The sequence below is a fragment of the Polynucleobacter sp. 78F-HAINBA genome (assembly GCF_018882325.1).
In the GTDB taxonomy this organism is placed as follows: domain Bacteria; phylum Pseudomonadota; class Gammaproteobacteria; order Burkholderiales; family Burkholderiaceae; genus Polynucleobacter.
Window position 1 is genome coordinate 79,462 of sequence record NZ_JACVOQ010000003.1, and the last position, 23,258, is coordinate 102,719.

Below are 23,258 nucleotides of genomic sequence, written 5' to 3' on the forward strand. Positions count from 1 at the left end.
ATCCTTGAAATACCTCCACATTCTTTTCCTGCTTCTCTATGCTGCCCCCAGTTTGGCTGCTGACTCACTATTGTTTACTTGTGAGCGTTCAGAAATGAATTACACCGAAACCTACGAGTTAAAAGTTACTCCAGCCTCAAAAAAAGAGAAGGCAAAAGTTTTCATTGATGATCGAGATTTAGATCTTGCTGATGAACTAGGTCGTCAAACTATTAAGAGTGTTCTCATTACTGAATCTACCGTACTGATTTCGATGGAGGCTCACTTTCCACCAGAAAGCTTTGATGGTGTTCAGTATGGTGCTGGTTCAGTCATTACGGCAATCACAATAAACCGTGCAACTGGTCAGTTGAGAAAAGCAGAAACTGTTAAAGGTGGAATTCTCTCTGCAACGCTAGGTGAGGGTAGCAAGACATACCAAGAGCAATGTACTGCCGCTAAAAAACCTTAGTTGGGTTCGGTTACAAATCCTAGCTTGGTTAAGCCGGCACGACGTGATGCTGCTAGTACTTGTGCAACATATTCGTACTTCACGGACTTATCTGCGCGCAAATTGATTTCAGGTTGCGGCTCTTTCTGAGCAGCTTTTTCTGCATAGCCATCAAACGTTTTTAAATCAATTGGCGTGCTATTCCAGAATATTTGCCCTTTAGCGTCAATTGAGAGTTGAACGGACTCTGGTTTGACTTCGTTGCGCACGCTATTGGCTTTTGGCAGCTCAACCTTTACCGCCTGCTGAATCACAGGCAGGGTAATGATGAAGATAATGAGGAGCACCAACATGACATCCACCATTGGAGTCATGTTGATTTCGGCCATGATGCCGCTTTCTTCTTGATCGTTCTGAAGATTAAAAGACATGCTTATTCTCCGGACTTCACACGGGCGCCAGTTACAAAGTAAGCGAGGAGATCGTTGCCAAAGCGGTTGAGATCGGCGACTAATAATTTATTGGCACGGTTAATTGCATTGAAGCCCAGCACTGCTGGAATCGCTACCGCTAAACCTAAGGCAGTCATGATGAGTGCTTCACCAATCGGACCGGCTACTTGGTCGATCTGCGCGCTACCCGAGCTGCTGATGGAGATCAAGGCATGGTAGATGCCCCACACGGTTCCAAACAAACCAATAAACGGTGCAGTTGCGCCAGTTGAACCCAAGAACGTGAGACCTTTTTGGAGCTGCGCAGCAACACCATCAATACTATTCTTAAGGCTTCTTGCCATCCACTCAGAGTAATTTAGTGTCTGCAAGAGTTCACGATGATTAGTTGATTGACTTTGGTGGTGGGTAGAAGCGCCGCTCGCAGCCTTAGCAATTTGGTAATAAGGATTGCTTGCATGGCTAGTGAATGCATTAAGCCCTTGATCGTATGAAGTGGCGCGCCAAAATTGATCGAGCTCAGGCTTGAGTTTGCGCAGATTACGCAAATCCCAAAAGCGGGATAACAAAATCACCCAGGTCACAATCGAGCAAGTGAGAAGTGCTAGCGCCACAAAGCGAGTAATAGCATCGCCCTCGAGCCATAAATTTGCTAAGCCAAATGGTGTATTCATAATGTTTAATTCTTTAAATTAAATTTAATTAAAAGGTTGGTAGAAATTCTTTGGGGCGAACCATTTACTAAAAATGGTTTAAAGCGATAACGACGACCAATCTCAGTTGCTGCTCGATCTAATCTCGGAAATGAGCTTGAACGCAATAAAGCAACATCCTCAACGCTGCCCGACTCATCAATAATTAATCGAACTACTACCTCACCTTGCTCCCCCGATCTCTTCGAGAAAGAAGGGTAGTAGGCATCTGCATCGGGTTGATAGACGACGACCAGTTTACCAATGTCGGTCTGAATTGGTGTGCCGCTCGATCCAGAGGTAGTTGCTGGTGCAACTGTGGCATTTGGTGCTTGCGATTCACTTTTGGATTGCTGGGGTGTTGGCGGGGTGGCAGCCTGTTGCTGGGTTTGCGGCGGAGTAGGTGCCTGCGTGGATTTCTCATCCACCGTTTTCTTCCTCTGTTCTTGCTTAGGTTTTGGTGGGGGTGCAGCTGGAGCGGCTTGGGGTTGTTTGGCAGCCTCAGGACTCACGAGGTTGGCCATCACGCGGGTGTCATCAAGATTGTTGTCATTGTCTGGCTTCATGCCACTTTGAAAACCAATTAAAAAGAGTAAATGCAGAGCAACAACAATGCCAATGATGATGCGTTCGGTTTTATCGAACGGCAAGTGCGCATTCAATTGGCTTAAGAAAGCGCTCATTTGAAAGAGTTCACCAATTGAGACTCAATGTTGTGCCCATCTAGATCCGATTGCATGAGCTCTTGTGCCATTTGATGCAACATCTCCGCATCTTTACTACTGACAAATCGAATGGAGCCGCATGTATCAGCGTCTAAATGCTTACCTTGTGCCTCTAGTTTTCTTTTGAGTTGGCGTACCACTGCATCACTGGTATCAATGAGGTTGATTGAATCCCCAAGTAATTTGCGAATGGCTTTGCGCAAGAAAGGATAGTGCGTACATCCTAAGACTAGGGTATCTGCTCCTGCATCCTGAATAGGCTCCAGATGCTCTGCCAGTAACTCCAGGGTTTCTTCACCATTGGCTTGTCCCGCTTCAATCAGGGGGACTAAACCGGCGCCAGCTTGTTTAATAAATTGACAGTTGGGAAGGGTAGCTAATAGGGCAGTGAATTTATCGCTCTTGAGCGTGGCCTCGGTTGCGAGTACGCCGACGATGCCATTCGTAGACTGCATTGCCGCAGGTTTAATACCCGGTTCTACGCCAATGATTGGAATATTGTTGAGCTCATCCCGAATATGCGCAATGGCTTCGGCAGTAGCCGTGTTGCAGGCAACCATAATCGCATCGCATCCTTGCGCTGCTAGGTATTGACACAACTCCATACTGCGCGAAGCGATCCACTCACTGGACTTTTCTCCATAGGGAGCATTGATGGAGTCAGCTAAATAAATATAGTCATGCTCGGGCAGCTGGCGCAGAGCCTCATCCAAAATGGATAAGCCTCCAACGCCAGAATCAAATACTCCGATGAGTGCCAAGTAACAGTCGCTTAATGAACGGTAGCTGATTTAATAATTAATCAGTAGCTTAAGCAATCTTCACTGGAATGCCGCCAATCTTTGCTTGCCATTCCTTTGGACCGGTCTCATGCATTGAAATGCCTGCAGAGCTGACCGCTACTGTTACTGGCATATCTTTGACATCGAATTCATAAATGGCTTCCATGCCCAAATCTGCAAAGCCAACTACCTTCGCTGTTTGAATCGCTTTAGAGACTAAATACGCAGCGCCACCAACAGCCATGAGGTAAGCGGACTTATGTTTCTTGATTGCTTCAATTGCAGTAGGACCACGCTCGGCCTTACCAATCATGGAGATCAAGCCAGTTTGAGCTAGCATCATCTCCGTGAACTTGTCCATACGAGTTGAAGTTGTTGGGCCTGCTGGGCCAACTGCTTCACCGCCCACTGGATCAACTGGACCAACGTAATAGATCACGCGGTTCTTAAAGCTCACTGGCAATTCTTCACCCTTAGCGAGCATGTCCTGAATGCGCTTATGGGCAGCATCACGACCTGTCAAAATTTTGCCGTTGAGAAGTAGTGTTTCGCCTTCTTTCCAGCCCGCCACTTCTTCAGCGGTCAATGTATCTAAATTGACGCGCTTCGACTTCTTGGTATCGGGAGTCCAAGTCACATCTGGCCAATCAGACAATGAAGGCGCCTCTAATTTGGCAGGGCCGTCGCCATGTAAATGGAAATGAACGTGACGCGTAGCGGCGCAGTTTGGAATCATGGCAACTGGCAATGAAGCTGCGTGTGTTGGGTAGTCCATGATCTTGATATCAAGAACAGTAGCCAAGCCACCCAAACCTTGAGCGCCAATACCAAGCTTGTTCACCTTATCAAAAATCTCCAAACGCAATTCTTCAATGCGATTTTGGGGGCCGCGAGCAATCAGCTCCTGAATATCTACAGGGCCCATTAAGGACTCTTTGGCCATCAACATGGCTTTTTCTGGGGTTCCGCCAATACCAATGCCCAAAATGCCAGGAGGACACCAGCCTGCACCCATGGTTGGGACAGTCTTGAGTACCCAGTCCACAATCGAATCAGAAGGGTTGAGCATGACCATCTTGGCTTTGTTCTCGGAGCCGCCACCTTTGGCAGCACAAATGACCTCGACATCGTCGCCTGGGACGATTTCGTAATGAACGACGGCCGGGGTGTTGTCCCCTGAATTCTTGCGTTTACCCGCTGGATCAGTCAAAACTGAGGCGCGTAATGGGTTGTCTGGGTTCATGTAAGCCCGGCGCACACCCTCGTTCACCATCTCGGTGACGCTCATCGTGGCATCGCCCCATTGGACGTTCATACCAATTTTGAGGAAAACAACTGCAATACCAGTGTCCTGGCAGAGAGGGCGGTGGCCTTCTGCGCACATACGACTATTGGTCAAGATTTGAGCGATCGCATCCTTGGCTGCGGCACCTTGCTCAAGCTCATAAGCCTTACCCATGGCGGAGATGAAGTCCTTTGGGTGGTAATAGGAAATGAACTGAAATGCGTCTGCAACGCTTTGAATAAGGTCGTTTTGTTTGATATTTGTCATGGTTTTAGGCTTGATTGAGTAAGGTTTCTTCTATTTTAAGGGTTTGCCATAGAGCAAATCCAGCGTGTTTTCACTTATCTTATTAGCTCTTGGGGATGCGTTTCCCTAACTCTGCGCTGTTTTTGCGGAAAAAGACGACTGATTATTGAATAGAAGGGCTGTGAAGCATGGAACCATTGATGCAAGAAAACCGCGTATTTAACCCACCAGCAGACTTTGTTAAATCTGCCGCCATTCCTGGAATGGAAGCTTACAACAAGCTTTGTGCTGAAGCTAATAGTGATTATGACGGTTTCTGGGGTCGTCTTGCAAAAGAAAACATTTTCTGGAAAAAGCCGTTCACTAAAGTTCTTGATGAATCCAAAGCGCCTTTCTATAAATGGTTTGAAGATGGCACAACGAATGCGTCATACAACTGTTTAGATCGCCAGGTTGAAAATGGCCTTGGTGATAAAACCGCCATCATCTTTGAAGCTGATGACGGCACTGTTACTAAAGTTACTTACAAAGAGATGCTTGAGCGCGTTTGCAAAATGGCAAACGCACTGCGCAAGATGGGCGTCAAGTCTGGTGACAGCGTCATCATTTACATGGCAATGACTATCGAAGGTATTGTTGCCATGCAAGCGTGTGCTCGTATTGGTGCAATTCACTCTGTTGTGTTTGGCGGCTTCTCTGCCCAAGCATTGCGTGATCGCATTATGGACGTTGGTGCAGTAGTAGTGATTACTGCTGATGGCCAGTTCCGTGGCGGCAAGGCATTGCCATTAAAGGCAATTTGTGACGAAGCGCTTTCTACAGGCGAATGTCCTAAGGTTAAACATGTGATCGTGAGCAAGCGTACTGGCACTGATGTTCCTATGCAGGCAGGTCGCGATGTATGGATGCAGGAAATCGTTGCTAATGAAGCGACTACTTGTGAGCCAGAGTGGGTAAGCGCTGAGCACCCATTATTTATTCTTTACACATCAGGTTCTACTGGTAAGCCAAAAGGCGTTCAGCATTCCACTGGTGGTTACTTATTGTGGGCGATTCTCACAATGAAGTGGACCTTTGATATCAAGCCAAATGACGTGTTCTGGTGTACTGCTGACATCGGTTGGGTAACAGGTCACTCTTACATTACCTACGGCCCACTCGCAGTTGGCGCTACTGAGATCGTGTTTGAAGGTGTTCCAACTTATCCAAATGCTGGTCGTTTCTGGGACATGATCCAGAAACACAAGGCAACGATTTTCTATACAGCTCCAACAGCGATTCGTTCATTGATCAAAGCTTCTAGCAATGATCAAGCGGTGCATCCAAAGAGCTATGACTTGTCTTCATTGCGCCTCTTAGGTTCTGTAGGTGAGCCGATTAATCCAGAAGCGTGGATGTGGTACTACGAGAATGTCGGTGGCTCACGTTGCCCAATCGCAGATACCTTCTGGCAAACCGAAACTGGTGGTCATATGATTTCACCATTGCCGGGTGCAACACCAATGATTCCAGGTTCATGCACATTGCCATTGCCAGGCATTCAGGCGGCGATTGTTGACGAGGCTGGTGTAGATGTTCCGAATGGTCAAGGCGGTATCTTGGTTGTGAAACGTCCATGGCCTTCAATGATTCGTACGATTTGGAATGATCCGGATCGTTTCGTGAAGTCTTATTTCCCAGAAGAGTTGGGTGGCAACTTGTATCTTGCAGGTGACGGCGCGATCCGCAATAAAGATACTGGTTACTTCACTATCACTGGTCGTATCGATGACGTATTGAACGTTTCCGGTCACCGTATGGGAACAATGGAGATTGAGTCTTGCTTAGTTGCAAATCCATTGGTTGCAGAGGCTGCAGTTGTAGGTCGTCCAGATGAGCTGACTGGTGAGGCAATTTGCGTGTTCGTAGTTCTCAAAGGTGGTCGCCCAACAGGTGACGAGGCTAAGAAGATTGCGACCGAGTTGCGTAACTGGGTTGGTAAAGAGATTGGTCCAATCGCTAAGCCGAAGGATGTTCGCTTTGGTGATAACTTACCTAAGACCCGTTCTGGCAAGATCATGCGTCGCTTGCTGCGCGTGATTGCGAAAGGTGAAGAGGTTACCCAAGACACTTCAACCCTCGAAAATCCTGCCATTTTGGAGCAGCTCAAAGAGTCCGTATAAGTTGTTCATCACGCTTTTAGAGGCAACCCTTCCGGCAAACGTATAATCAATGGCTGTACGGAAGGGTGGATGAGCGGTTTAAGTCACACGCCTGGAAAGCGTGCGTAGGTTAATAGCCTACCGCGGGTTCGAATCCCGCCTCTTCCGCCATTTAGTCTGTAAGTTGTTGATTTATATAGGTATTTTTCTAAGAGCCCCGCACACCGCGGGGCTTTTTGGTTTTTACATTCTCTGCGGTTGGCTTGCGGAGGGTTTTTGGCCTCTCTTGAGCACTTCTCTCAGTGAGCATGAAAGACGGTTGGCTTTGGCCTACTTAAGACCCAGTAGCTGACGCTGCTCTTCCCAATCCAGAGGCAGTGGTCCTTGCTTTTTCAGAAAGTCACCCGTGAAGTGAACTGGTTGAGTGCCGTTCATGATGGATCGAATAATGTCAGGCGCTAAAAAGGCCCGGTAGATCATGTTGGTTACTGCGGTGGTAGTCAGCCCTAATTGAGAGGCAAGCTCGCCAAGAGATTTCACTTTTCCGGTGGTTAACTGCTCTAACCAATGTTGCCCATTACGAAGGGTTTGCATCAGATTGGTATCGAGTGTTGGACAGATACGCTTGTTGCCAACGAGCAATCGCATCGCCATGCCGCAGCGCTCAATCTGGGTGTGGGCAATCAGGGTAAGGGGTTCTTGGATTGGTAAGGCGTTGAGCAAAACATGGGGTTTAATCGTCAGGTGCACTTGGTTTGGTAAAACACAAACTTGTTCTACGAGTTGATGGATAAAGGTGTAACGCTCAATACCCTCTTGCTTGAGAAGCTCAAAGTGGTTATGAATAGCTCGAGTGAGTTCTTGCACCTGATGAGCCGGTGGATCCAGATACTCCAATATAGTAGATTCATCTTCTAACCAAGCAGCAAGCTCTTGAATCACCAGTGTTTCGAGTTCTGGTGCGGGGATGCGAATACCGTCAGGAGCATCTTTGCGACTCGTTTTATTTAATGATTCAGAAATGTAATAGCGATAGCGTTTGCTGTGTTTTTGACTGTGGGATGGCACCAATCGCTGTCTTGCTTCATCAAAGACCAGTCCTAGCAATAGACTATTCGATGGTGCTGCCTTGCGTTTGCGCTCCCCCTGGTGATTGCCTTGCAATCGATTTTGTACGGCATCCCAAGTTGCTATGTTGATGATGGCTGGATGCTGTCCCTCATAGACTTTATCAATGTGGACAATCTTGCCAATGTAAACGGGATTGGACAAAATCTTATACAGATGCCCCCTGGAAAAAGGTCTGCCGCCATATTGACGCTCCGTACTAGTCAATCGCTTGGGAGTAGTAATCCTTTCTTTATCAAGCCTCTGTTTAAGCAATCTAACGGATTTTAGGGCTAGGTAGCGCTCGTAAATATGGCGAACTAAGTTAGCCTGTTCCTCATCAATCTCTAGGGTGCGCTCTTTAGCAACATACCCAAGGGGTGGGGTGCCACCCATCCACATGCCTTTGGCTTTGGAAGCGGCAATCTTGTCCCGAATCCGCTCACCGGTGACTTCTCTCTCAAACTGCGCAAACGATAGAAGGACGTTGAGTGTCAGTCTTCCCATCGACGAGGTGGTATTAAATTGCTGCGTGACCGAGACAAAGGAGATGCCCTTGGCATCGAATTGCTCCACAATCTTGGCAAAGTCGGCCAGTGATCGGGTTAAACGATCCACCTTATAGACGACTACAACATTGATTTTCTTTTGATCAATATCAGAAAGTAATTGCTTGAGAGCAGGGCGATCCATGTTCCCGCCGGAGTAACCACCATCATCATAGAAGGTGGGAACCAGTTTCCAGCCTTCATGTTGTTGGGATAGTACAAAAGCTTCACAGGCCTCTCTTTGAGCATCGAGTGAGTTAAAGCCTTGCTCCAATCCTTCTTCAGAAGATTTACGGGTATAGATGGCGCAGCGTAGGGTGAGCTTAGTCATGCTGCCTGCTCATTTACCAGCTTTCTTGAGGCCAAAGAACGCCGGACCAGACCAGGGTGTTCCCGTGATGTGTTTGGCGATCGCTGACAAACTTTTCCAGGTTTGGTTCTCATAAAGGTAGCCGCCCTCTAAAACGGTGACTTGATGAGTTTTACCTTGCCAAACCCGAACCAGGCGAGAGCCATTGCTGGGCTTATTGCTTGGAGTGATTGCATCCGATTGGATTTGGCGCTTCTCGAGCAAACTCAAACCTCCCAACTCTTTGGTTTGCAGATGCCAGGCAATGGCTTGGCGCATCAGTGGCGTGCGACAGAGGTGGGGCGCACGCACTCCAAAGCATTGTTGCCAGCGCGCCATCAACTCGACTCGATTCAATTGTATGAGTGCTGCAAGTTGCGCTTGCATGAGCTTAAGCCGTTTCAATCCGATAGTGTTGAACCCCATCCATCTTTTGGCTGATGACGGTAAGACCTAGGCGTTTACGAATCACCCCGCTAATGACCCCTCGAATTGAATGCGCTTGCCAGCCAGTAACTTGCATGAGCTCTTGGATGCTGGATCCCTTGGGGCCTTTAAGTAAAGCAATGAGTTGAGATTGTTTGGTTTTGAATTGTTCTTTGATTGCTGGGACTGGGTTAGTCAAGGGGGTAGTTGGTTTGAGCCCTTTGGTTTTGGATGTTGTCGTAATGGGTTTTTGAACAACGGCTTTTTTGGTCGCCAATGGAATTGGTTTGGCGGTACCTTTTTTGCTTGTTGCAGTGCGCATGATTGCTCCTAGTGTTTGCTACCCCACCATTGGGATAACAACACTAGTAACGCTCTCTAATGCCAATACATCAAGTCAATTATTGGAAATAAACAAATATATTGGGATTACGATTGGCAAGAAAAGAAGAGTCTGTGTTTTGCCGAGAAGGTGCCTAATTTATTCTTTTTAGGGTTATTCCGAATGATTAACCATTAAGTTGGCCCAATCGAAATGTTGTGATTGCAGACATTTTGGTGCCGTACGGTTATGCTAATCTATTTTCCTGGTTATCTAATCATGGCCCTGCTTGGCGATATCCTAGAGTGGACTAAGACTCTTCCAGAATGGCAACGAGATGCTTGTCGCCGCTTATTCCAGATGGAGTCTGGATTAGGACAAGTTGATTATTCGGAGTTATATCGACTCCTCAAGAAAGACAATGGGATTGAAGTTGATGACTCGTTGGAATCTGAGCCGTTAGCCAGAAAGCATCTTCCGGCTGAACTCGCTCGAGAAGAGAGCGTTATTCTTATAGCATTACGCGACTTGGAAAATGTTAATCGAATTCCAAACGATCATGCCCTTACTTTCTCTGAGGTGGGAATGACGGTGATTTATGGGGGTAATGGATCCGGTAAGTCTGGCTATGCACGCGTTATGAAACGGGCTTGTAGAGCTAGAGATCAATCTGAGCCTATCCATCCAAATGTAAATGATCCTAAATCATCCGAGAAGGTGCCGACCGCGATATTCGAGATAAAGTTGTCCGGCGTCCAGAGTGAGGTTGCATGGTCGCGTGATGGTGTTCCACCCGATGTCCTCTCATCAATTTCTGTCTTTGATTCAAAATGCGCGCGCTCATACCTTACGGCCGAGCAAGATGTTGCTTATCTTCCGTATGGACTTGATATTGTGGAAAACCTTGCAAATCAGGTTCTTCCTAAGCTCACAGAGATGCTCGAAACGGAAATCAATGGAATCGATGTTAGTAAACTTCCATTCGAACATCTGCTTGGCGAAACCGAGGTTGGGAAAGTGATTGGTAGTCTTTCCGTCGAATCAGATGAAAACGCAATCATCTCCCTTGGATCTCTGACCGAGGCGGAGATGAAACGAATCGTTTATCTACAAGTAGCCCTTAACGAGGGCGATCCTTTGGCCAAGGCTGAAGTTGCTCGTCTTGCGGCAATGCGTTTCAAAACCTATGCGGAGAAGGTGATTAAACCTCTGAATTGGATTAGTGTTGAGGCTGTTGAAAAGCTTCGCAAGCTCGATCAGGAGAAAAAAGTTGCTGAAGAAGCAGAAAGTAGGGCTGCGGACGCCTTGCGAGCTGGTGAGGAATTGCTTGCTGGAACCGGAGACCAAGCTTGGAAGATTCTCTTTGAATCCGCAAGACGCTATTCAATGGAGGTTGCGTATCCGGGAGAAGGCTTTCCGCCACCAATTGAGAATATGATCTGCCCGTTATGCCAAGAGGGTTTGCCCAAGTCTGGCATGCAACGCCTCAGACGGTTTGATGAATATATAAAAAACGATATTGCAAAGGCGGCTGACACCGTTCGCAAGAAAGTAGAAACAGTGCGGAGTAAGATTGAAACTGCTGACCTCCAGATTACAGCTGATGATGCTCTCAGCCACGAGCTAAATGCTCTGGATGGTTTGATTCTTCAGGAAATTACCGAATTTCAAACCTCAATTTACTTGCGGAGAACCTCAATGGTCGATTGTCTCGAAACATCAAGTTGGACTGAAATTCCTATTCTGAGTAGATCTCCGAGGGTGCGGGTTAGAGATCTTGCTGCTCGACAGTTGAATATCTTTCGGGCTTTAGTAAGAGCGGCGGATGCAGATGCGCGGAAGAGGCTTGATAAAGAGCTCAGGGAGCTCATTACAAGACAAAATCTAGCCAAGAGTTTGAGGGCTGTTATTGAGTTGATTGCACGGATAAAGAGGAAGGCTGCACTTGAGAAGTGCCGATTAAGTCTAAAGACCCGCTCGATTTCCGATAAATCAAAGGAATTTGCCACAGTTGCAGTTACTGATGAACTTAGGAATTCCCTTGACAAAGAATTTGAAGCATTGGGCATCGGTCATATCAAGACTAGGCTCAAGGAGCGTAGTGTCCGCGGGAAGATGCTCCATCAAATCTTGCTTGATCTTCCAACTATAAATAAAATTGATGAAATTCTGAGTGAAGGTGAGCAGCGTGCAATCGCACTAGGATCATTTTTTGCGGAGCTGGCACTCGCCAATCATTCATGTGGAATTGTCTTCGATGACCCCGTATCGTCTTTGGACCACTGGCGTCGATGTAATGTTGCTCGAAGGTTGGTGAAGGAGGCAAAACTTCGACAGGTTGTCGTATTTACTCATGACACCTCTTTTCTTGGTCAGCTGTGCGACGAAATCGAGGCCGAGGGAATTCCAAATTCCATGTCGTTCTTAGAATGGCAAGGCGATTCCCCTGGCTGTGTGAATCATGGACTTCCCTGGGACCACCAAGGTTATAAGGCGCGAATCAACGCTATTGAACAGGCTCAAATTAAGCTCGCTAAGTCGTGGCCAACATATCCGGGCGAGAAAGAAAATGGTGAAATGCGGCACTTATATGACCAGTTGCGAGCAACTCTTGAGCGAGTTATTCAGGATGTAGTTTTCAATGGGGTTGTGAAGCGATATCGCGACTGGATTCGCGTAGACTCACTTGAAGATGTTGTTGGCTTTGATCGCGTTGAATACGAAGCGATTCAGAAACTGCATAAGCGAAGCTGCGATGTTGTAACTGCTCACGATCCTTCATCCGCTAAGGGCGCCACGGTTCCTACGGCAATGGAACTTGGTAACGATATTGCGGCGTTGAACAATATTGTTGAGATGATCCAGAATCGCAGGAAGGCAACGAGGGCGTCAATATAGTGCAATTTGCGGTATTGCCGAGCGTTTGATTTCTTGAATTACATATTTCTATTTTGACTCGTAAGGGGGCTTCGAGCTTAAATCAAGATCAAGAACCGCTTTGTATCTTGAAGTAGCCCGAAGGAGTGATTAGCTCTTATCGCCCTAATGCCTGCCAAGTCCGCAAAGTCTTACTTCCTTCCCGAATGTGAGCTAATGCTTGAGTGGTTGAATCGACCTGATCATCAAACTTTGATCCCGGAAAAGAGAGCAACTCCTTTTCGTATTCTGCCAACCAGGGCGCCTGAGTTGGTAAAAGGATTCTGCCGTTTTCAAACAGATCGGTTTGTGTAAAAAGGCGCATAGTTTTGTCTGTTCCCGCAGGCGGGGTGTAGGGCACCAATTTAAATCTGCGCAACTCAGACAGATCCTGAATCAGCGCAATACCTGAGGATTTATCTTCAATCACCACTTCCTTTGGTTTGTATTCTTGGGCCATGGATATGATTTTCTGTTTTAGCTGGGGGTATTCCAGCTTTTGACGCAAGACGTGCAGGAGGTAGTAATGATCACCCACGATTCTCCAGGTGGTGCACACACTGTAGTCATTCAACTCCCCGGATTTATGGGCGGTATCCCAGCTTTGCAGGATCTGCGAATACCCTGGAGGCGGTGGCGCCGCAAGATCAAATCGCATCAGCCAGTCTGCCTTAATCATGGCACCTTCAACGGGTGTAGGGTTTTGCTGATACTGACTGGAAAAATAATAAGACCCCGTCTGCTCTCGTGTTTTTAAGAGGGAGGAGAGTGGTTCACGCTCAGGGTGCAGTGCTTCACCTTCTTTACGCGAAAAAGTTTTGGTGCCATACGGCGTTTGGATCAGGTAATGTTCATCACACTCAGCAATCGCAGGTAAAGAGAGTAGTTTCCAGTCCGGATCTCTTGCCAACAGGTGACCCACCAGATCGTCTTGATGAGCGCGTTGCATGATCACAATGATGCAGCCATTGACCTTATCGTTTAAGCGACTGCGCAAAGTCCCATCAAACCAGTTATTGGTCCCGTTGCGCATGACCTCTGAGAAAAGATCCTCGATCTTAGTGGGGTCATCAACCAGAATGAAGTCGGCACCAAGACCCGTCAGCGCCCCTCCGACTGAAGTCGCTCTACGGCCCCCAGACTGGGTAGTTTCAAAATCATGCAGGGCAGATTTATGGGGATTTAAGCGGGTGGCAAACAGACTCTGGTATTGCGCGCTTTGCATGAGCTTACGGGTATCTAAAGCCAGCTTTTCTGCTAACTGCTGAGCATAACTGGCGCAGATGATTTTTGCACTGGGGTTGTGTGCCAAGATCCAGGCCACAAAGCACACAGAAGTGCTATGCGATTTGAGTGAGCGTGGTGGTAAGCAAATAAGCAGTCGCTTAGTAGCCCCCAGGCGGCACTTTTCTAATTCTGATGCGAGTAATTCCAAATAGGGTGATGGCACAAAGCGCTCACCAGGACACAGAATAGAGTGCGCCAACTCAATAAAGCTCATAAAGTCCGTGCGCAAGATGGATTGATATTCGGCATAACTAAGATTAGGTGTATTCATGATGTGGATTCCTTGGATAAATTGGTTGAGTCAGGATTGCCCTCGGGAGAGGGTTGTGCGGTAGTCGTTTGAGAATCTTCAGCAGTAGGCAAAGGCGTAGAGTTGCGAACCCGCTGCGCAAAGTGATTGAGTATTTGTAGATCGACTGCTTTAAAGGTCGGTGCCGTTGTGTCTTCTTTTAAGGCAGCTTGTTGCTCGGCATACCGTGATTCATTGAGCAGCATTCCGGCAGCCTTTAAATCACCTGCTGCGGCTTTATTCACTAGCTGTTTGGCAATAATTTCTTTTTTTCGTATTTGTTTCGGTTTGCCGCGTTCAGTGATGGGGGTGACTACATTGAGCTCTTGCTCGATGACTCTATGAAAGCTCGAGGAGCCTTTGGGTCGACCTTTGGCATTACCACTTTGACCTGGTTGAAACTGCGTATGTTTAGGCGGTTTTTTAAAGCCGATGGTGTAATCTTTGTCAGAAGTGCTCATGATTAACCTCCTAAGTTGTTAGAGAGTTCATCAAATGACTGGCCGCTTTGCGCATGAATAGCGGACCCACCTGTGAAGTATTGCCAGCGGCGAATTGCGGTGTCTAAATAAAGCGGATCAATTTCGATGCCGCGACATGTTCGACCTGTACGTTCGCATGCCAAGAGGGTTGTGCCACTACCGAGAAAAGGGTCAAGCACAATCTCATTTCTAGCGGTAATATCCAAAATAGCATCGGCAACCATTGCAACTGGTTTCACAGTGGGGTGCAGCGCCAAGAGATTGCCTTCTTCACTTTGCTTGGACATCGTCAGAATGCCGGGGTATTCCCACACATTGGTGCGATTTCTGCCAAACTTACCTAATTGCACATTGTTGCGTCGTGGCCCTTTGTGATTGGCAAATACCAATACCAACTCATGTCTTGAGCGGTATAGCGAGCCCATGCCGCCGGAGTTTTTAACCCAAACGGCGAGGTTGATTAGTTCTGCGTACGCAACGCTTCCAGCGGATAGCATCTCAGAGAGATGGCGCCAATCAATGCACTGAAAATGGATGGAAGTAGGCGTGCTGTACTTAGAGAGGAGTTGAAATACCGCAGTAAGAAATTGGGTAAATTCAGTGACGCTCATTTTTCCACTAGCCATGCGAAACTCGCGATGCTGAATTTTGCCGCCACCCCCGACATGGCCGGAAATGGGCACGTTGTACGGCGCATCGGAAAATACGGCATTTGCTTTACAGTCTCGCATCAAGATTTGGTAGATGCCATCTTCCAGACTATTTCCACAGATGATTTGGTGTTTATCTAAGAGCCAAACATCCCCCAATTTTGAAATTGGTTTTTTTTGCACGGGAATCGCAAAATCGGCTGGATCATTTTCTTGCGGATCAATTGGATCTAAATCCGCAATCTTGAGGTCAATTTCCGTTGTGGAAAAACCAGAAATTTCTAAATCAAGATTTACCTCCAGGCGGGAGAGTTCTGCAAAGAGTTTGCCCAAGGTGTTGTCATCCCATCTGGCATTTTCAGTCAATTTATTGTCTGAAATCGCAAAAAGGATAGCCTGCTCTGGTGTGAGATGGGAAACGCAAATAACTGGAACACTATCAAGGCCTAAGTATTGAGCTGCTAATAGACGGCCATGACCGGCAAGAATTTTGCCGCTGGGGTCAATAAAGATTGGCACAACAATTTGACTTGCCTGAATGGCCTTGGCAATTTGCTTAATTTGGTGTTTTGAATGAATTCGAGGATTGCGAGAATCTGCTATCAGCTCACTTATTAGCGCATACCGAATTTCAAGCTTAATGTCTTTATGGATGCTACTGGCTTTGGGGGAATGCAGTGTTGGTTGATAGGGCTTGGTTTGATATTTTTGATTCATAACTACTCCTTAAAAAGGTCACCCCACCATGGGGTAACTCCTCAAGGAATCCTAAGAATCAAATTCTCGCTAGCCGGTTTGCGATCCTGTTTTTATCTTAAGCATATTTTCGTGATGTTGCTTTTTTGCACGGCTCAGACGACTTTTTAGTCCGCTAATAGGTGAATTTTTTTCTTTTGATGTGCCATTAACGCTGTAGATAATGTCTGTTTCATCCACCTCAAGTATGGATCCACCAGAACCGGCTTCACTTTTTAGCTGTGAAAGTAGGTCTTTTTCGCTAATCTCTGGATTGGTGGAAATAATTTCTTTAATGCGCGTATCTAAAGTATCTCCACGGGGGCCTTGCGCTCTTGCGGCATTGTCAGAATTTCTTCGCAATTGCGCTTTTTCCATCTGGATATAAAAGCTTGATTTGTCAATCTTCTTGGGATTATGAAGATTCCCATCATCAGCCGCCTCGCCAATGATTTCAGAAGTTTCTTTTGTGTTGTGCGGATATTTTTCGGCCCACTGTTCAGTTTCTTTAACTTTCTTTTGCCAAAAAGACTCATGTCGCTCATTGAGTTCTTTTAGAGATTTAATCTTTGTCATTGAATCCCTGATATAAATGTTTTGAAAAAGAAATTAGTGGAAGGTGAGCTGCAATATGCCTTATTTTTTTGATTTTACTAATAATTAATTGAATTATCTAGCTCACTATTTGAGCCAAAGCTATGCCATAGTAGTGCTACTGATTTTTATAGGGATAAATCATGACGATGATCTTATTACTAGTGGCAATCGCTTTTGCGCTACTGGCACTTGTCCGGTTTATTGAATTGGTGATTCATCTTATTTGGCCAAAGCCAACATCATCGACTTTGGAAGGCGATGCCACGGTATATATGCAAATTACCCCAAAGCCGTCAGCAAATAGCGACAAAGCGGAGCTTACTTCAAAATAGTCCCCGCTAGCTCACTTTATGAGCCTTATGTATGCCACAGTAGGGATACATTCTTTCAAGAGGCAAGTGATGTCATCTACTGCAGTAAATAAGAATCTACCCACCCATCAGGCTTATCAGACCCAGCAGGCTCCATGCTCCATCAGTGAAGCACTCGCCAATCTGCGGGTGGGGATTCAAAATGCGGATACAAATCGTGATGAGCGCTGGTGGCTAAAAACAGGATTGGTTGATTTTGATGAAGCTTTTCAAGGTCTGCGTCTGGGCGCTATCACGGTATTAGCTAGCCGACCCTCGATGGGTCGCTCGGCCTTGGCGCTCAATATCGCCACCAATGTAGGCATCTTTCAAAAGCGTCCCACGCTTTATTTGAGCTTAGAGATGCCAGTGTGGCAATTAACCCTGCGAATCGCCTCTCTACTTGCGGAAGTAGAAGTGAGCACCTTGCAAGAAGGGGGGTTAACTGTAGATCAGGATTGCAAACTGAGTACGATCATCGGTAAAGCCCGAAACGCTCCCTTGCATCTGATGCATTACCCCTATATTGATATGGCTTCCCTGTGTCAGCGGGTGAGGGCGTTTGCGCAAGATCATAATCAACAAGATGCCTTATCACCCTTATCCCTTTTGGTGATTGATGATCTGGGCTATGCCGACTTGCAGATGAAGATGAGTGGGGATGAGCTTACGGCGGCTTATGAGAATGCAATGCACCTGCTCAAAGACTTAGCTGTTGAACTCAATATCGCCATCTTGCTACTATCAAATGTTAATCCTAGTGCCGAGGAGCGGGAAAATAAGCGGCCTGTCTTTACGGATCTGCCCAGCACGGCTTTAGCTCGCATGTCAGATGCTCTGTTATTTTTATATCGCGATGACGTCTATCACCCAGAAAGGGAGAATCGCGACCGAGCTGAACTGATGATGGCCAGTAATTCGTTTGATGTAACGGGTACGGTTTACCTCACTACCAATCTGAAATACGGACGCTTTGGATGCTAACGATGGCGATAGTTAAAGCGATTTGGCAAACTGCGCCAGCGCTTTTTTCTGGGAAGCGGTTAATTGTCCGTAGGTGGCAATTAACTCAGCAAGCGATTCATCTTCGCAATAGAGATAGGCGGTGGGTATGCCCAGCACTTTAGCCAAGGTTTTAGCGGTATCAAAGCCCGGAGCGTGTTTACCTCTTTCATATTGGTTAATTCTGGCTGAGGCCGAGAACTCATCAATCCCAGCACGTACCCCTAACTCCATTTGGGAGATATTCAGGCGTTCACGGGCGCTTTTAAGCCGCTTGGCGAGAAGGGAGTTGTCTTTAGCTGGGCTAACCATGCCTAAGATAATCTTAGTTTTTACTCGCTATTACACTAAGACTTCCTTAGTATCAAATTATTGTTAACACCCACGGAGGGATTTATGGAGCAACCATCATCTAATCGCTTTTCTCAATGCAAAGATCTTGAGCATCTGGGGTCATTGGAATTATTAAGAATTTATGCAGATGTTCTGAATACTTTGAAAGACAAGCAAATTCTGCGCACCACAAATAGCCCAACTGGTGATTATGCGGAGCTGTTAGCGGCCAAATGGCTAGAAAAGCAAGGGCTGGCTAAAAATGCAGAAGAGGCTCTTAATAAAAATTCCCATAAGGGATCGGATGTAATTGATGATGAGGGCACCACTTATCAAGTCAAGGGGCGGCGCATCACCGCCTCGAATCCTTCAAAGCAGCTGGGAGTTGTGAGAAATCTGTTTGAAGATGAGTTTCATTGTTTAATCGCGATTGTTTTTAATGAAGACTGGAGCGTCAAAGAGGCGGCGTTGGTGCCTATTGAGGCTCTAAAGGCTATACCGGGATCTAAGAAAGATTATGTCAATGGCCATATCTTTCACTTGAACGAAGAATTGCTCAAAGCAAGTGGTGTCAAATTAATTACGGATGATATTAAAGGGGTGCAGCTTAGTCTTAAATAGATTGTGAGCTGACACAGTTCGCATGGATTGCATCGTCAATAATTTTTTAAGCGTGATTACTAGAGAAGGGGGCTTAAATGGCCAACCAGAAATGCCAAGGGTGTGGGGGAGGTATAGGCCTAAATTTTTCATCGCCCTATAAATGTAATAAATGCAGCAAGATTCTTTGCTACAGTTGTTCAAGTAAATCTAATTCCTGTAAATCCAATCCAAAGGGTACTCCAAAATGCGACGGTTACTACCATAAGAGCTCTTAGGTTGTGTAAGTGCTATTAATTTTGATTGACTGGTTTGCTTGTAGGGGTGAAGGTATGTAAAGCTCACAAGATGAGCTTTACAGGTAGACTTATAAAAAATTAATAAATTGAAGAGGTCCTAATGGGTGACATGCAGCGCCTGCATCGTATTACCTATCTCATCCAGGCGAGAGGGTGTGTGCCTATTAAGACTTTCTTGGATGAATTGGAAATCTCCAAAGCCACCTTTAAACGGGATCTGGAGTATTTGCGTAGTCGCCTCAATGCTTCCATTGTGTTTGATCGCTTTCAAGGCGGTTATTGTTTTGAGAATCCTGAAGATATTCAGAAAATAGAATTGCCCGGCTTGTGGTTTACCGAAAAAGAGGCTACCGCTTTAGCGCTAATGCACCACCTGCTCTCTTCCTTGGATAAGGGCGGCCTCATTGGTCCTCATATTGAACCGCTGTCAGTCATCATTGATAACATCCTTGGTCAACATCAGACATCTGCCAAGGAATTGCGCAAACGGATCAAAGTATTACCCATGGCCCAGCGCAAAACCTCAGTGCAAAGTTTCGCTGAGTTAGGTAGCGCCTTACTCAATCGTCAGCGTCTACGCATTACTTATTACGCCAAAGTCAAAAATGAAACTACGCAGCGCGAGATCTCACCCCAGCAACTGATTTATTACCGAGATAACTGGTATGTAGATGCGTACTGTCACTTGCGCGATGAATTACGCAGTTTTGCGGTAGACGGTATTCGTAGTGCAGTGATTCTGGATAAGAAGGCAAAAGAAGTGCCTGAAAAGGAGCTTAAAGATTATTTTGGGCAAAGTTATGGCCTCTTTTCCGGTAAAGCAAATAAACGGGCTAAGTTACGCTTTACTCCTGAGCAGGCCAGATGGGTGTCGACGGAGGTTTGGCACCAGGATCAAGTAGGGTATTTTGATCGGGAAGGGTATTACATATTGGAGTTTAATTACAACCAGGATCCTGAGTTGGTGATGGATATTTTGAAATATGGCTCGGCAGTAGAAGTGCTGGCGCCAGCCAGTTTGCGGAAAAAGGTGATCGAGGAGTTAAGGGATGCAATTAACGGTTCGACTTTTGGTTGCTAGATCCCGTCCTAAAAAGTCTCTTGGAGATGTGCGCACGCAATACCTTGACCATTTAATGGTTGATGGTGCGAATATTGAGAGTGATGACGAGGAGGATGCGAGTTAAAGCTTGAATTACTGTAGAAAGGCGCCTTTAAATGAGAATTGAAGACGCATTAATTGACCCATGCAACCTAGTTAACATCGTTTAGTAAGAGGTTGGGACTCGGTTAAACTAAAAAATATCACTATCAGCGCTAGTAATAGTATTTTGATAATTTAGTTATCTGGGGTTTTAAGCCCAAAATCAAGGGAAATAGATGTCAGAAGAGCAGCGTCGTCAATTACAGCAACAGCTATGGAATATTGCCAATACATTAAGAGGCAAGATGTCTGCAGACGACTTCCGAGATTACATCCTCGGATTCATCTTCTACAAGTACCTATCGGAAAAAATTGCCAACTTTGCCAATGACCAATTAAAGGGTGAGGGGCTGACATTCGAGAAATTAGATGAAAAGTCCGCTGAAGGTAAAGAATACCTAGAAGCGATCGAAGAGGCCTGCAAAGAAGAGCTAGGTTACTACCTTGCGCCTAGTGAAATGTTTGACCATCTGGCGAAAAAAGGAAATGGTGAACTGGGCTCGAACACTTTCATTCTTGGTGATCTAACCAAAGTTCTCAAAAACATTGAACAAAGTACCCTGGGTACCGAGAGTGCTGAAGAGTTTGAACACCTCTTTGATGATATTGACCTCACCTCAGCCAAGCTGGGTAAATCTGAGGATGAGAAAAACGAACTCATTGCCAAGGTATTGGTTCACCTGAACAAAATCAACTTCCAGCTACGTGATGCCACTGCAGATGTATTGGGTGATGCTTATGAGTATCTGATTGGTGAGTTTGCCAGTGGCGCAGGAAAAAAGGCGGGCGAGTTCTATACACCGCAGCCAGTTTCGCAACTTCTTGCTGAGCTGGTAACACTGAATAATCCAAAATTGCGAAATGTATATGACCCAACCTGCGGGTCCGGTTCGTTGTTACTGCGAGTAAAGCGGCAAGCAGAGTTTGTTGGTCATATTTACGGTCAAGAAAGAAATCCAACTACTTACAACTTGGCCCGCATGAACATGATTTTGCATGACGTGCACTTTAGTAAGTTCGATATCAAGAATGAGGACACGCTAGAAAAACCTCAGCATCTAGAAATGAAGTTTGATGCGATTGTGGCAAATCCACCATTTTCAACGCAATGGTCTGCCAATCCGATGTTCATGAGTGATGATCGTTTTAGCTCATACGGCAAGCTAGCCCCAAGCAGCAAAGCTGACCTGGCCTTCGTGCAGCACATGGTTTACCACTTATCAGAAGAAGGCACCATGGCAGTTGTTTTGTCTCACGGCGTTTTATTCCGCGGCGGCGCAGAGGGGCACATTCGGCAATACCTCATTGAAAAGATGAACTGCTTAGATGCGGTTATTGGTTTGCCATCAAATATTTTCTTCGGCACTGGTATTCCAACTTGCATCTTAGTAATGCGTAAGTGCCGCAAGAAGAATGACAACATCTTGTTTATAGATGCCAGTAAGCACTTTGAGAAAGTCAAAACAACCAATGTGATGCGCCTCGAGCACATTACCAAAATTGTTCAGACATATAAAGCGCGTAAAGCAGAAGATAAATACAGTGCCATAGCCACTATTGAGGAAATCAAGGAAAACGACTGGAACCTTAATATTCCAAGGTATGTGGATAGTTTTGAGGCTGAAGAAGAAATTGATTTAAATACTTTGTCTGCTCAACTCAAAGAGCTCGATATAGAGTCATCTAGTGTCGATAAAGAGATAGCAGTGTTTTGCAAAGAGCTTGGAATTAAGCCGCCGTTTGCAATGGGTGGTAGGTGATATGAATACGCCAACATTAAGGTTTAAACCGCAATCCGGAAAATCTTTAAATAATTGGGCAAAGATTTCGCTTGGCGATTACATTGAAGGCCATAAAGGGGGCGCCCCACTTCGTCCATCGGATTTTTTGCTAAAGGGTAACTTTGAGGTTATTCCTAAAAAAGCTATATCTAGCGGCGGGAAGCTCCAGCTTGATGAGGCAAACCCAACATATTGCACCGAATCTTTTTTTCTAGGGAATCAAAGGTCTGTAGTTGATGAAAGTTACCTTATTACTACTTTGCGAGATTTGGTTCCTTCTGGGCCAAGCATTGGTTATATAGTCAAAATTTGTTCAGAAGCTAAATATCTTTTAGCGCAAGGCGTGTATGGAATCAAGATAAAGCCAGGACTTGAAGAGGATTTTCTAATCCAGTATTCAAATACTATTAAATATAGAGAGCTGATGCGAACAATGATGGTTGGAAGCACTCAGGTTCATATACGAAATGGTGACTTCTTTAAATTACAGCTTCATATCCCATCCATTGATGAGCAGCAAAAAATTGCCTCATTCCTCTCCAAGATCGACCAAAAAATCTCCCTTCTAACTAAAAAGCACGAGCTCCTTGTTCAATACAAAAAAGGAGTGATGCAGCAAATCTTTAGCCAAGAAATTCGGTGTAAGGATAAGGAGGGGAAGGATTTTCCGGAGTGGGAAGAGTTATCTCTTTCCGAGTGTGCTCAGATAATAGGTGGAGGGACGCCTGAAACAAGCAACAGCACTTATTGGGGTGGAACCATTCAGTGGTTTACGCCTACCGAGCTAAAGAAAAAATATGTTTCAACAAGCATTAGAAAAATTACAGATTTAGGACTTAGAAATTCATCGGCGAAACTATTGCCTGTAGGAGTGGTTCTATTCTCATCTAGAGCCACAGTTGGGGATGTTGCGATTTCATTAAATGAATGTTGCACTAATCAAGGGTTTCAATCTTTTATTCCTAAATCTGGGAATAGCAATGAATTCCTTTACTACTGGATATCAAATAATAAAAAACTGTTTCTTGAAAAGGCTAGCGGCTCGACCTTTCTCGAGATAAGCAAAAAAGAGATTGAAAAAATATCGGTTCAAATTCCATCAATAGAAGAGCAAGAGAAAATCGCGATTTTTTTGTCTGGTGTTGATAAGAAGATTGAATTCATTCAATCCCAGCTAGAGCTAACCAAACAATACAAGCGGGGCCTCTTACAACAGATGTTTATCTAA

General features: G+C 45.8%; 23 protein-coding genes and 1 tRNA gene. 11 read left to right on the forward strand and 13 right to left on the reverse strand.

The window, feature by feature from the left end:
• Nucleotides 1-4 precede the first annotated feature (4 nt).
• Complete coding sequence (locus tag ICN11_RS04025) at nucleotides 5-451, forward strand: hypothetical protein (RefSeq protein ID WP_216229270.1); 447 nt, start codon at nucleotides 5-7, stop codon at nucleotides 449-451.
• Here ICN11_RS04025 and ICN11_RS04030 read toward each other — a convergent pair.
• From ICN11_RS04030 to ICN11_RS04050, 5 genes are read right to left on the reverse strand one after another with little or no spacing between them, the layout of a single operon-like run.
• The gene (locus ICN11_RS04030) at nucleotides 448-861 is read right to left on the reverse strand and encodes a biopolymer transporter ExbD (protein ID WP_215334736.1); all 414 of its coding nucleotides are present in this window, start codon (nucleotides 859-861) and stop codon (nucleotides 448-450) included. The genes ICN11_RS04025 and ICN11_RS04030 overlap by 4 nt on opposite strands.
• A gap of 2 nt (nucleotides 862-863) precedes the next feature.
• Entirely contained in the window at nucleotides 864-1,556 is a 693-nt protein-coding gene (locus tag ICN11_RS04035; protein WP_216229271.1) for a MotA/TolQ/ExbB proton channel family protein, read from the reverse strand.
• A 5-nt stretch (nucleotides 1,557-1,561) separates the two neighbouring features.
• Nucleotides 1,562-2,257, reverse strand: coding sequence for an energy transducer TonB (locus tag ICN11_RS04040; RefSeq protein WP_216229272.1), 696 nt, complete (start codon nucleotides 2,255-2,257; stop codon nucleotides 1,562-1,564).
• Nucleotides 2,254-3,060, reverse strand: coding sequence for a glutamate racemase (gene murI, locus ICN11_RS04045; protein ID WP_216229273.1), 807 nt, complete (start codon nucleotides 3,058-3,060; stop codon nucleotides 2,254-2,256). The genes ICN11_RS04040 and murI overlap by 4 nt, the downstream gene beginning before the upstream one ends.
• A gap of 49 nt (nucleotides 3,061-3,109) precedes the next feature.
• Entirely contained in the window at nucleotides 3,110-4,633 is a 1,524-nt protein-coding gene (locus tag ICN11_RS04050) for a fumarate hydratase (protein WP_216229274.1), read from the reverse strand.
• A gap of 167 nt (nucleotides 4,634-4,800) precedes the next feature.
• Here ICN11_RS04050 and acs point away from each other — a divergent pair, with 167 nt between their 5' ends.
• Both acs and ICN11_RS04060 read left to right on the forward strand, forming a co-directional pair.
• Complete coding sequence (gene acs, locus ICN11_RS04055) at nucleotides 4,801-6,774, forward strand: acetate--CoA ligase (RefSeq protein ID WP_216229275.1); 1,974 nt, start codon at nucleotides 4,801-4,803, stop codon at nucleotides 6,772-6,774.
• 59 nt (nucleotides 6,775-6,833) lie between these two features.
• Nucleotides 6,834-6,924, forward strand: a tRNA-Ser gene (locus ICN11_RS04060).
• A gap of 159 nt (nucleotides 6,925-7,083) precedes the next feature.
• Here the strand turns inward: ICN11_RS04060 and ICN11_RS04065 are convergent.
• From ICN11_RS04065 to ICN11_RS04075, 3 genes are read right to left on the reverse strand one after another with little or no spacing between them, the layout of a single operon-like run.
• Nucleotides 7,084-8,739 (reverse strand): recombinase family protein, encoded by a 1,656-nt coding sequence (locus ICN11_RS04065; protein WP_216229276.1) that lies wholly within the window; start codon nucleotides 8,737-8,739, stop codon nucleotides 7,084-7,086.
• 9 nt (nucleotides 8,740-8,748) lie between these two features.
• Nucleotides 8,749-9,144 carry a DUF2924 domain-containing protein gene (locus tag ICN11_RS04070; protein ID WP_216229277.1) on the reverse strand — a complete coding sequence of 132 codons (396 nt, stop codon included), beginning with the start codon at nucleotides 9,142-9,144 and terminating at the stop codon, nucleotides 8,749-8,751.
• A gap of 4 nt (nucleotides 9,145-9,148) precedes the next feature.
• Entirely contained in the window at nucleotides 9,149-9,505 is a 357-nt protein-coding gene (locus ICN11_RS04075; protein WP_216229278.1) for a DUF3489 domain-containing protein, read from the reverse strand.
• 249 nt (nucleotides 9,506-9,754) lie between these two features.
• Between ICN11_RS04075 and ICN11_RS04080 the strand changes: the two genes are divergently transcribed.
• Complete coding sequence (locus ICN11_RS04080) at nucleotides 9,755-12,403, forward strand: AAA family ATPase (protein WP_216229279.1); 2,649 nt, start codon at nucleotides 9,755-9,757, stop codon at nucleotides 12,401-12,403.
• Nucleotides 12,404-12,539: 136 nt separating this feature from the next.
• On the opposite strand, the gene terL is transcribed toward ICN11_RS04080, so the two are convergent.
• From terL to ICN11_RS04100, 4 genes are all read right to left on the reverse strand, one after another.
• Nucleotides 12,540-13,979 carry a phage terminase large subunit gene (gene terL, locus ICN11_RS04085; protein ID WP_216229280.1) on the reverse strand — a complete coding sequence of 480 codons (1,440 nt, stop codon included), beginning with the start codon at nucleotides 13,977-13,979 and terminating at the stop codon, nucleotides 12,540-12,542.
• On the reverse strand, nucleotides 13,976-14,458 hold the full coding sequence (locus ICN11_RS04090) for a DUF5681 domain-containing protein (protein ID WP_216229281.1): 483 nt from the start codon (nucleotides 14,456-14,458) through the stop codon (nucleotides 13,976-13,978). Before ICN11_RS04090 ends, terL begins: the two co-directional genes overlap by 4 nt.
• A 2-nt stretch (nucleotides 14,459-14,460) precedes the next feature.
• A complete protein-coding gene (locus ICN11_RS04095) occupies nucleotides 14,461-15,846 on the reverse strand; it encodes a site-specific DNA-methyltransferase (RefSeq protein ID WP_216229282.1) in 1,386 nt (461 codons plus the stop codon).
• A 69-nt stretch (nucleotides 15,847-15,915) separates the two neighbouring features.
• Complete coding sequence (locus ICN11_RS04100) at nucleotides 15,916-16,440, reverse strand: hypothetical protein (RefSeq protein WP_216229283.1); 525 nt, start codon at nucleotides 16,438-16,440, stop codon at nucleotides 15,916-15,918.
• A 161-nt stretch (nucleotides 16,441-16,601) separates the two neighbouring features.
• Here ICN11_RS04100 and ICN11_RS04105 point away from each other — a divergent pair, with 161 nt between their 5' ends.
• On the forward strand, nucleotides 16,602-16,793 hold the full coding sequence (locus tag ICN11_RS04105) for a hypothetical protein (RefSeq protein ID WP_216229284.1): 192 nt from the start codon (nucleotides 16,602-16,604) through the stop codon (nucleotides 16,791-16,793).
• A gap of 69 nt (nucleotides 16,794-16,862) precedes the next feature.
• Complete coding sequence (locus ICN11_RS04110) at nucleotides 16,863-17,795, forward strand: DnaB-like helicase C-terminal domain-containing protein (protein ID WP_216229285.1); 933 nt, start codon at nucleotides 16,863-16,865, stop codon at nucleotides 17,793-17,795.
• Between the two features lie 12 nt (nucleotides 17,796-17,807).
• Here ICN11_RS04110 and ICN11_RS04115 read toward each other — a convergent pair whose 3' ends face one another.
• Nucleotides 17,808-18,125, reverse strand: a complete 318-nt coding sequence (locus ICN11_RS04115; protein WP_216229286.1) for a helix-turn-helix domain-containing protein — start codon at nucleotides 18,123-18,125, stop codon at nucleotides 17,808-17,810.
• Nucleotides 18,126-18,209: 84 nt separating this feature from the next.
• Between ICN11_RS04115 and ICN11_RS04120 the strand changes: the two genes are divergently transcribed.
• From ICN11_RS04120 to ICN11_RS04140, 5 genes are all read left to right on the forward strand, one after another.
• Nucleotides 18,210-18,767 carry a hypothetical protein gene (locus tag ICN11_RS04120; RefSeq protein ID WP_216229287.1) on the forward strand — a complete coding sequence of 186 codons (558 nt, stop codon included), beginning with the start codon at nucleotides 18,210-18,212 and terminating at the stop codon, nucleotides 18,765-18,767.
• A 378-nt stretch (nucleotides 18,768-19,145) separates the two neighbouring features.
• On the forward strand, nucleotides 19,146-20,126 hold the full coding sequence (locus ICN11_RS04125; RefSeq protein ID WP_216229288.1) for a YafY family protein: 981 nt from the start codon (nucleotides 19,146-19,148) through the stop codon (nucleotides 20,124-20,126).
• On the forward strand, nucleotides 20,095-20,232 hold the full coding sequence (locus tag ICN11_RS04130; protein WP_216229289.1) for a hypothetical protein: 138 nt from the start codon (nucleotides 20,095-20,097) through the stop codon (nucleotides 20,230-20,232). Before ICN11_RS04125 ends, ICN11_RS04130 begins: the two co-directional genes overlap by 32 nt.
• A gap of 193 nt (nucleotides 20,233-20,425) precedes the next feature.
• On the forward strand, nucleotides 20,426-22,009 hold the full coding sequence (locus ICN11_RS04135) for a type I restriction-modification system subunit M (RefSeq protein ID WP_216229290.1): 1,584 nt from the start codon (nucleotides 20,426-20,428) through the stop codon (nucleotides 22,007-22,009).
• A complete protein-coding gene (locus ICN11_RS04140) occupies nucleotides 21,972-23,258 on the forward strand; it encodes a restriction endonuclease subunit S (RefSeq protein WP_216229291.1) in 1,287 nt (428 codons plus the stop codon). Before ICN11_RS04135 ends, ICN11_RS04140 begins: the two co-directional genes overlap by 38 nt.

What these genes read in the sequence shown, in the direction of transcription:
- ICN11_RS04030 (WP_215334736.1), bottom strand. Translation starts at nt 861, where the DNA reads ATGTCTTTTAATCTTCAGAACGATCAAGAAGAAAGCGGCATCATGGCC.
- ICN11_RS04035 (WP_216229271.1), bottom strand. Translation starts at nt 1,556, where the DNA reads ATGAATACACCATTTGGCTTAGCAAATTTATGGCTCGAGGGCGATGCT.
- ICN11_RS04040 (WP_216229272.1), bottom strand. Translation starts at nt 2,257, where the DNA reads ATGAGCGCTTTCTTAAGCCAATTGAATGCGCACTTGCCGTTCGATAAA.
- ICN11_RS04050 (WP_216229274.1), bottom strand. Translation starts at nt 4,633, where the DNA reads ATGACAAATATCAAACAAAACGACCTTATTCAAAGCGTTGCAGACGCA.
- acs (WP_216229275.1), top strand. Translation starts at nt 4,801, where the DNA reads ATGGAACCATTGATGCAAGAAAACCGCGTATTTAACCCACCAGCAGAC.
- ICN11_RS04065 (WP_216229276.1), bottom strand. Translation starts at nt 8,739, where the DNA reads ATGACTAAGCTCACCCTACGCTGCGCCATCTATACCCGTAAATCTTCT.
- ICN11_RS04070 (WP_216229277.1), bottom strand. Translation starts at nt 9,144, where the DNA reads ATGCAAGCGCAACTTGCAGCACTCATACAATTGAATCGAGTCGAGTTG.
- ICN11_RS04075 (WP_216229278.1), bottom strand. Translation starts at nt 9,505, where the DNA reads ATGCGCACTGCAACAAGCAAAAAAGGTACCGCCAAACCAATTCCATTG.
- ICN11_RS04080 (WP_216229279.1), top strand. Translation starts at nt 9,755, where the DNA reads ATGCTAATCTATTTTCCTGGTTATCTAATCATGGCCCTGCTTGGCGAT.
- terL (WP_216229280.1), bottom strand. Translation starts at nt 13,979, where the DNA reads ATGAATACACCTAATCTTAGTTATGCCGAATATCAATCCATCTTGCGC.
- ICN11_RS04090 (WP_216229281.1), bottom strand. Translation starts at nt 14,458, where the DNA reads ATGAGCACTTCTGACAAAGATTACACCATCGGCTTTAAAAAACCGCCT.
- ICN11_RS04095 (WP_216229282.1), bottom strand. Translation starts at nt 15,846, where the DNA reads ATGAATCAAAAATATCAAACCAAGCCCTATCAACCAACACTGCATTCC.
- ICN11_RS04100 (WP_216229283.1), bottom strand. Translation starts at nt 16,440, where the DNA reads ATGACAAAGATTAAATCTCTAAAAGAACTCAATGAGCGACATGAGTCT.
- ICN11_RS04105 (WP_216229284.1), top strand. Translation starts at nt 16,602, where the DNA reads ATGACGATGATCTTATTACTAGTGGCAATCGCTTTTGCGCTACTGGCA.
- ICN11_RS04110 (WP_216229285.1), top strand. Translation starts at nt 16,863, where the DNA reads ATGTCATCTACTGCAGTAAATAAGAATCTACCCACCCATCAGGCTTAT.
- ICN11_RS04115 (WP_216229286.1), bottom strand. Translation starts at nt 18,125, where the DNA reads ATGGTTAGCCCAGCTAAAGACAACTCCCTTCTCGCCAAGCGGCTTAAA.
- ICN11_RS04120 (WP_216229287.1), top strand. Translation starts at nt 18,210, where the DNA reads ATGGAGCAACCATCATCTAATCGCTTTTCTCAATGCAAAGATCTTGAG.
- ICN11_RS04125 (WP_216229288.1), top strand. Translation starts at nt 19,146, where the DNA reads ATGGGTGACATGCAGCGCCTGCATCGTATTACCTATCTCATCCAGGCG.
- ICN11_RS04130 (WP_216229289.1), top strand. Translation starts at nt 20,095, where the DNA reads ATGCAATTAACGGTTCGACTTTTGGTTGCTAGATCCCGTCCTAAAAAG.
- ICN11_RS04135 (WP_216229290.1), top strand. Translation starts at nt 20,426, where the DNA reads ATGTCAGAAGAGCAGCGTCGTCAATTACAGCAACAGCTATGGAATATT.